This is a genomic window from Streptomyces sp. NPDC006197, from assembly GCF_040613865.1.
Classification (GTDB): Bacteria; Actinomycetota; Actinomycetes; order Streptomycetales; family Streptomycetaceae; genus Streptomyces.
Genome location: NZ_JBEXSZ010000063.1, coordinates 36,731 through 44,149, shown reverse-complemented (window position 1 = coordinate 44,149; position 7,419 = coordinate 36,731). Strand labels below are relative to the sequence as shown.

General features: G+C 74.5%; 5 protein-coding genes. 2 read left to right on the top strand and 3 right to left on the bottom strand.

What is annotated here, in order from left to right; genetic code table 11:
• Positions 1 to 271: 271 nt before the first annotated feature.
• The gene (locus tag ABZ318_RS20730; RefSeq protein ID WP_356903927.1) at positions 272 to 2,176 is read right to left on the bottom strand and encodes a heavy metal translocating P-type ATPase; all 1,905 of its coding nucleotides are present in this window, start codon (positions 2,174 to 2,176) and stop codon (positions 272 to 274) included.
• Between the two features lie 127 nt (positions 2,177 to 2,303).
• Here ABZ318_RS20730 and ABZ318_RS20725 point away from each other — a divergent pair, with 127 nt between their 5' ends.
• Positions 2,304 to 2,678 carry a metalloregulator ArsR/SmtB family transcription factor gene (locus ABZ318_RS20725; RefSeq protein ID WP_356903926.1) on the top strand — a complete coding sequence of 125 codons (375 nt, stop codon included), beginning with the start codon at positions 2,304 to 2,306 and terminating at the stop codon, positions 2,676 to 2,678.
• 26 nt (positions 2,679 to 2,704) lie between these two features.
• Positions 2,705 to 4,099 carry an FAD-dependent monooxygenase gene (locus ABZ318_RS20720; RefSeq protein WP_356903925.1) on the top strand — a complete coding sequence of 465 codons (1,395 nt, stop codon included), beginning with the start codon at positions 2,705 to 2,707 and terminating at the stop codon, positions 4,097 to 4,099.
• A 48-nt stretch (positions 4,100 to 4,147) separates the two neighbouring features.
• Here the strand turns inward: ABZ318_RS20720 and ABZ318_RS20715 are convergent, their stop codons facing one another.
• Together ABZ318_RS20715 and ABZ318_RS20710 are read right to left on the bottom strand one after the other, a co-directional pair.
• Entirely contained in the window at positions 4,148 to 5,752 is a 1,605-nt protein-coding gene (locus ABZ318_RS20715; RefSeq protein WP_356903924.1) for an alpha/beta fold hydrolase, read from the bottom strand.
• A 12-nt stretch (positions 5,753 to 5,764) separates the two neighbouring features.
• Entirely contained in the window at positions 5,765 to 7,165 is a 1,401-nt protein-coding gene (locus ABZ318_RS20710; protein WP_356903923.1) for an alpha/beta fold hydrolase, read from the bottom strand.
• Positions 7,166 to 7,419: the final 254 nt, after the last annotated feature.

The window sequence follows — 7,419 nt, the reverse complement described above, 5'->3', positions numbered from 1 at the left end:
GCGGGCGCGCTCCGCCTTCCGCGCCTTGACCCGCACCGACAGTGCGGCGCGCAACGGGGTGCGGGTCAGGGCGCGGGAGCCTCTGGCGCCGGCTAGGGGCGCCGTTCCGTTGTGCCCACCCGTTCCGCCCCAGCGGAACGATTGCCCACAACGGGAGTGGGTGGGCACCGGCCCGGCGGAGCGACTGCCCACAGCGGGGGTGGGTGGGCACCGCCCCGGCGGAGCGACTGCCTACAACGGGGGTGGCCGGGGGGCCCGTGGCGGCTCGGCCCTATGGCTCCCCCGCCGATGCCCTCCGCCACGCCGACTCCCGGAGCAGGCGCAGGCCGTTCAGGCCCACCAGGACCGTGGAGCCCTCGTGGCCGGCAACGCCCAGGGGGAGGGGGAGGTGGCCCGCGAGGTCCCAGGCGACGAGGGCGCCGATGCACGTGCCCGCGATCACCAGGTTCTGGACGACCAGGCGCCGGGCCCGGCGGGAGAGGGCCACCACGGCCGGGATGGCGCGGAGTTCGTCGCGGACCACGACCGCGTCGGCGGTCTCCAGGGCGAGGTCGGAACCGGCCCGGCCCATCGCGATGCCGGCGTGGGCGGCCGCGAGGGCCGGGGCGTCGTTGACGCCGTCGCCGACGAGCAGCACCTTGGCGCCCGCCCGCTCCCACTCCCGTACGGCCTCGGCCTTCTCGTGCGGGAGAAGTCCGGCGCGGACGTCGGTGAGTCCGGCCTCGGCGGCGATCCGGGCGGCCGCGCCCGCGTTGTCGCCCGTCAGCAGCGCCGGGGCGGTCCCGGTGAGCCGGGCGAGGGCGGCGACGGCCTCGGGGGCACCGTCGCGGAGCCGGTCGGAGAGGTGGAGGACGGCGGCGGGGGCGCCGTCGACGAGGACCTCGACGGCGGTGTCGGAGTGGCTGCCCGCCGCCCGGCGGACCCGCACCTCGTGGCCGCCGGCCACCGCCCGTACGCCCTGCCCCGGCTCGGCGGTGAAGTCGCTCGCCTCGGGGATGTCCAGGCCTCGGGCGCGGGCCTCGGCCACCACGGCGCGGGCCAGCGGGTGCTCGCTGGGCAGTTCGGCGGCCGCGGCGAGGGCGAGGGCGGACGCGTCGCCGTGGACGGCGGTCACCTTCGGCGTCCCCTCGGTGAGGGTGCCGGTCTTGTCGAGGGCGACCCGGTCCACCGCGCCGAGCCGCTCCATGACGACCGCCGACTTGACGAGGACGCCGTGGCGTCCGGCTGTGGCGATCGCGGAGAGCAGCGGTGGCATGGTGGCGAGGACCACCGCGCAGGGCGAGGCGACGATCATGAAGGTCATCGCCCGGAGCAGGGCTTCGGTGACGTCGGCGCCGAGGGCGACGGGCAGGCCGAAGAGGGCCAGGGTGGCGACGACGACGCCGACCGAGTAGCGCTGTTCGATCTTCTCCACGAAGAGCTGGGTGGGCGCCTTGGTCGCGCTCGCCTCCTCGACGAGGGCGACGATCCGGGCGATGACGGAGTCGGCCGCGTCCTTGTCGACGCGGACGCGGAGCGCCCCGGAGCCGTTGAGGGTGCCGGCGAAGACCGTGTCGCCCGCCGCCTTGGGGACGGGGAGCGGTTCGCCGGTGATGCCCGCCTGGTCGACGTCGCTCGTGCCGCGCAGGACGGTGCCGTCGGCGGGGAGCCGTTCCCCGGGCCGTACGAGGACGGTGTCGCCGATCACGAGGGCGGCCGCCGCGACGGTCTCCTCGTGGTCGGAGCTCCCGGCCGCGAGCCGGACGGCGGTGGCGGGGGCGAGGTCGAGCAGGCCGCGGACGGAGTCGGCGGTGCGGCGGGTGGCGAGGGCCTCCAGCGCGCCGGAGACGGCAAAAATGACGATGAGGAGCCCGCCGTCGAGGTACTGGCCGATGGCCGCGGCCCCGAGCGCGGCGACCACCATGAGCAGGTCGACGTCGAGGGAGCGCTCCTTCAGCGCCTGGAGTCCGGCCCGGGCGGGTTCCCAGCCTCCGGCGGCGTAGCAGATCGCGTAGAGCGGGCCCCAGGACCAGGCCGGGGCGCCGGCCAGGTCGAGCGGGAGGGCGGCGAGGAAGGCCAGGACGGCGAGTGCGGCCCACCGCACCTCGGGCAGGGCCGTGGCCGGGGTGCGGCGCGGCGGCGCGGGCGGGCGTGACGGGGCGGGGGCCTGCGGGGTGTCGAGCTCCGGGAGGGCCATGGGGAGGACACCTCTTTCGAGGGAGGCGGGGAGGGGACGGCCACGCGGCGGTGGCGGAGGACCACCATACCCGAACACATGAAGAGGTCTTCACTTATTGACATACGAGCGCCGCTACGATGAGCGCATGGGACACGGAGCGAACGGCAGGACCACCCCCGCACCCCACCTGGACGCCGAGTCCGCGGCCACCATCGCCGCCACCCTCCAGGCCCTCGCCACCCCGTCCCGGCTGATGATCCTCACCACGCTCCGCCAGGGCCCGTGCGGCGTCACCGAACTCGCCGCCGCCGTCGAGATGGAGCAGTCCGCCGTCTCCCACCAGCTCCGGCTGCTCCGCGCGCTCGGCCTGGTCACCGGCGTCCGTCAGGGCCGCCGGATCGAGTACAGCCTCTACGACAACCACGTCGCCCAGCTCCTCGACGAGGCCGTCTACCACATCGAGCACCTGCGGCTCGGAGCACGCGACGGCGCCCCCACCGACGTGGATACTGATCGGTAGTAGTTCCACGACACGAAGGGGCGGGTATGGCCGACGACTTGGGGCGCCGCGCGACACGTCACGCGGTGGTCATCGGAGGAAGTCTCGCTGGACTGCTTGCCGCTCGGGTGCTCGCCGAGCACGCCGAGAAGGTGACGGTCGTCGAGCGCGACCGCTACCCGGAGGGGCCCGACGCCCGACCGGGCGTCCCGCAGGGCCGGCACCTGCACGTGCTCATCGCGGGCGGGCAGGAGGCGTTCGACGAGCTGCTCCCGGGGTTCATGGAGGAGCTGCGCGAGCTCGGCGCGCCCAAGGTGGGCGTGCCCGAGGACATGGTGCAGTGGCAGAACGGCAAGTGGATGCACCGGCTGCCCGCCACCGTCCACTTCTACTCGGGCGCGCGCCCGCAGCTGGAGTGGCTGGTGCGGCAGCGGGTGCTCGCCGATCCTCGGATCGAAGTGGTCGAGGGCCACGAGACGGTGGGCCTGACCGGCGACTCCTCGCGCGTCCGCGGCGTCCGGCTGCGCGAGCGCGGCGCGGGAGCCGAGAAGGAGACCCGTGTCCTGGAGGCCGATCTGGTCGTCGACGCCTCCGGCAGGTCGACGAAGGCGGCGGACTGGCTGGCGGCGATCGGCGCCGAGGCCCCGCACGAGGAGACCATCGACACCGGTCTCGCGTACAGCACCCGGGTCTACCGCGCCCCGGCCGGAGTGCTGGACAGCGACGCCATGGGCTACTTCATCGTGCCCAACCCCGAGCAGGAGTACGGGGCCGTCGTGCTGCCCGTCGGCGACGGGACGCACCTCGTGACCCTCTCGGGGCTCCGGGGCAGCGAACCGCCCACGGAGGAGGGGGCGTTCGAGGAGTTCACGAAGCGGATGCCGCACCCGCTGATCAGCGAGTGGCTGGCGCGGTCGGAGCCGGTGTCGCCGGTGTACGGCTTCCGCAAGACCGCCAACATCCGGCGCCGGTACGACCGTCCGGGCCGCCGTCCGGCCGGTTTCCTCGCCACCGGCGACGCGCTCTGCGCCTTCAACCCGGTCTACGGACAGGGCATGGCGGTGGCGGCGATCTCCGCCGTCGCCCTGCGCCGGGCACTCGCCGACCCGAAGCGCACCCCGACCACCCGGCGGGTGCAGCGCGCCCTCCTCGACGCCTCCCGGCAGGCGTGGGACGTCTCGACGGGCGCCGACAAGAAGATGCCCGGCGCCGTCGGCGGCGCGGACGCCCCCGGCGCGCTGGACAAGGCGGTCGGCTGGTACATGGGCCGGGTGCAGGAGCGGGCGGCCGGCGACCCGGTCGTCGGGGCGGCCTTCCGCAAGGCGATCACCCTGACCGCCCCGATGACGGTCCTGTTCGCCCCCGCCGTGGCACGGGCGGTGCTCTTCGGCCCGGTCCACGCGACCCCGGCCGAGCCGCCGCTGCGCCGTACGGACGGCTAGCGGGGCGAGGGGCGGCGGTGGATCCGCACCGCCGCCCCTCGCGTCAGCTCATGTGCCGATCTCGAACGTGGGCGGTTCGAGGCCCGCGAGACAGCCGGTGTCCGGCGCGGTCGGGCGGTCGAAGAAGGAGACGGTCATCGTCTGCGCGCACTTCGAGTCCGCGAAGACCACATGGGCGACGTAGGGCACCGTGACGACGGTGGACCGGCTCAGCGTGCGTCCGACGTAGGCGCCGTTGCTCGGCGCGGTCTGGGAGTCGAAGCCGCCGGACAGGACGAGGGTCGGGATGTCGCTGTAGGTCCTGCTGCGGATCGAGGGGTCCGCCGGGGGGACGTCCCAGGCTCGGCAGTCGTCGTGGAGCCAGGCGAGCTGCGGGGCGTTGGCGAGGAGCGAGCGGGGGAACGACGGGAACGCGCGCCGCCCTCCCCGGATGATGTCCTCCTGACTCTCGTACGGGGTCCACTGGCTGCAGAAGATGCCGTAGACGAGACCGTGGGAGACCCGCCCCAGGGCCGCCGGGCTGTACTTGCCGCCCGCCAGCTGCTCGGCGATCCGCTGCGGGTTGCCGTGGGCCAGTTCGTCGATGGAGCGGGGCACTCCCTCCGCCAGGTGGGAGGCGAAGGTCAGCCAGGTCACCAGGGTCCCGCCGTCGATCACGACCTTCACCGGCGCGGGCTGCCCGGGCACCGTGACGGTGGTGGTGGCCGGCCGGGCTTCGAGGTCGACGACGAGGCGCTCGAAGGTGGCCTTCAGATGCGGATAGCGGGTGTTGCAGGCGGGCTGGTCCGCGCAGGCCTTGAAGATGCCGTCGAAGCCCTCTCGCGCGGCCTTCCAGGTCACGGCCCCGCCGGCCAGGGACGGCGGCAGGACGCCGTCGATGCCGACCGACCGGATGCCCTCCGGGTGCAGCCGCATGTACTGCAGCGCCAGTTCGGTGCCGTAGGAGATGCCGAACACGTTCCACTGCCGGATGCCGAGCGCCTTGCGCAGGTCCGCGAGGTCGGCGGCGCTCTCCGTGTCGTTGTAGGCGCTGGGATCGGCCCCGCGCGCCACCACCCGGTCGCGGCACTCCCGCGTCGCCCGGACGTGGAGGCGGCCGGTGGACGGGGCGTTGGAGACGAGGCCGAGGGCGCGCGCGTTGAACTGGTCGACGTTGAGGCAGGTGAGCTCCGGCTCGGCCGAGTAGGTGCCCCGCTGGGACATGAAGATCAGGTCCCGGTCGCGGTTCAGGCCGCCGCCCAGCGCCATCGGGATCTCCGACACCGCGTCGTCGCCGGGTCCGCCGGCGAGCCACACGATCGGGTCGCCCGCGTGCCTCTTCGTGGCCGCCGGGACGATCGCCACGGCGAGGGTGATCCTGCGTCCCCGGCCCTTGTCGTGCCCGTGGCGCCGCTTCTCGGGGACGGTGAGCGTCCCGCAGTGGGCGTCCTCCAGGGCGGGAATCGGGTCCGCGGTCCTCGGGCAGGGCCCCGGCACGAAGCGGGCGTGACCCGCCGTCCGGGCGACCGTGCCGAGCGGCGCCGCGGGGCCGGACTCGGCATGGGCGGGTGCCGCGACGAGGCCGACCGCGAGGACACCGGCGGTCGCCCCGGCCAGCGCGGCCGGGAGCCGTCGCGCGGTGCGCCGGCGGTGGGGTGGTCGAAGGGACATCATGTGGTCTCCGTGTCAGGGGGTGAGGGTGAAGGGTGGGGGCTGAAGTCCCGTCACGCAGCCCGTGTCGGGCGCGGTCGGACGGGCGAGGAAGGAGGCGAGGACGCTCGCCGCGCAGGGCGACTGGGGAACGACCCAGTGGCCGATGCCGGGGATCCGTACGGAGGTCGAGCCGGGCAGCGTGCGGGCCGCGACGTGGGCCCAGCTCGCGCCGGTCTTCAGGTCGAAGGTTCCGGAGAGGAGGAGCGTCGGGATCCTGCTGAAGGTGGCCACCCGCTGGATCGCGGTGCGATCGGGGACGTTCCAGGCCCGGCACACGTCGTGCTCGAAGGGCAGCTGCGGAGGCTGCGCCAGAACCGAGTCCGGCCACCCGGGGAAGTTGCGGCGGCCTGCCTTCAGCACGTCGTGCTCCGAGTAGCCGGGGACCCATTCGGCGCAGGCGACCGACTGCGTCAGGCCGTGGGCGAACGCGCCGATGACGGTCCCCACGTCGACGGCCCGCGCCCGCGCGAAGCGCTCGGGGTTGCCGTGGGCGAGTTCGTCGAGCGCGGCGGGGACGTCGACGGCCTTGACGGTGTTGGCGACGAGGATGTTGATCAGCGCGCCCCCGTCGATGTCGACCCTGACCGGGGCCCCACCCCCCGGCGGCTCGGCCATGAGCGTGAGGGGGTGCGCTTCGAGGCGGCGGACCTGCTCGTCGAGCGTGCGCCGGAGGTGCGGGTAGCGGGTCTTGCACCGGGGCCGGGCCTCGCACGCCGCGAAGATCTCGCCGATCCCCTCGGCGGCGCTGTCCCAGGTCCACGGCAGGTTCACGACCCTGGGGGGTGCGAGCGAGTCGATTGCCACCGAGCGGATCCCCTGGGGGTGGCGCCGCATGTAGGTGAGGGCCAGGTTCGTGCCGTACGAGTACCCGTAGACGTTCCACCGGTGGATGCCGAGCGCCTTGCGCAGGTCGGCGAAGTCCGCGGCGTTCTCGGTGGTGTTGTAGGCGCTCAGGTCGGCTCCGGCGGCCGTCAGCCGCTGCCGGCACTCCTTGGCCGCGCGTACCAGTTGCCGCCCGGTCGAGGGGGCGTCGTAACGCAGCCCCACGGCCTTCACGTTGAAGCGGTCGATCTCCGGGCAGGCGAGGTTCGGCTGCGAGTGGAGCGCGCCGCGCTGGGCCATGACGATCAGGTCGTTGTTCCGGTTCACCCCGGAGCCGATGAGGAAGGGGATGTTGTCGAAGGCGTCGCCGCCGGGTCCCCCCTCCATGAACACCACCGGCTCGTGGGCCGGCCGGGCCGAGACGGCCGGGATGATCGCGACGGCCAGCCGGATGGTCCGGCCTCGGCCGTGGTGGGAGCGGTTCTCGGGCACTTCCAGGAAGCCGCACCGGCCGGGGACCGGGTCGGGCGTCCGCGGGCAGGGGGCGGGCACGAACCGTGCCGGGCCTCCCGGGTGGGGCCCGCGAGCGGGTGGTGACACCGCGTCGCCCGGTGTCGAAGTGCTGCCCGCCGCCGGGGGGCTTGCCGCGGTCGGACCGGCCGCGCCCAGAAGGGTGAGTCCGGCCGCCGCGAGCGCGAGCCCGGTGCGCGCGCCTCGGGAGCGTCGTCGGCCGTACGGGCGCCGGGCGCGCGCTCGTACGGTGTCGTGTTCCGTCATGTGATCGGGTCTCTCTGTGGACCACGGGC

Bases quoted from the DNA above. Each gene is read 5' to 3' on its own strand.
- ABZ318_RS20715 (WP_356903924.1), bottom strand. From the start codon at position 5,752: ATGATGTCCCTTCGACCACCCCACCGCCGGCGCACCGCGCGACGGCTC.
- ABZ318_RS20730 (WP_356903927.1), bottom strand. From the start codon at position 2,176: ATGGCCCTCCCGGAGCTCGACACCCCGCAGGCCCCCGCCCCGTCACGC.
- ABZ318_RS20720 (WP_356903925.1), top strand. From the start codon at position 2,705: ATGGCCGACGACTTGGGGCGCCGCGCGACACGTCACGCGGTGGTCATC.
- ABZ318_RS20725 (WP_356903926.1), top strand. From the start codon at position 2,304: ATGGGACACGGAGCGAACGGCAGGACCACCCCCGCACCCCACCTGGAC.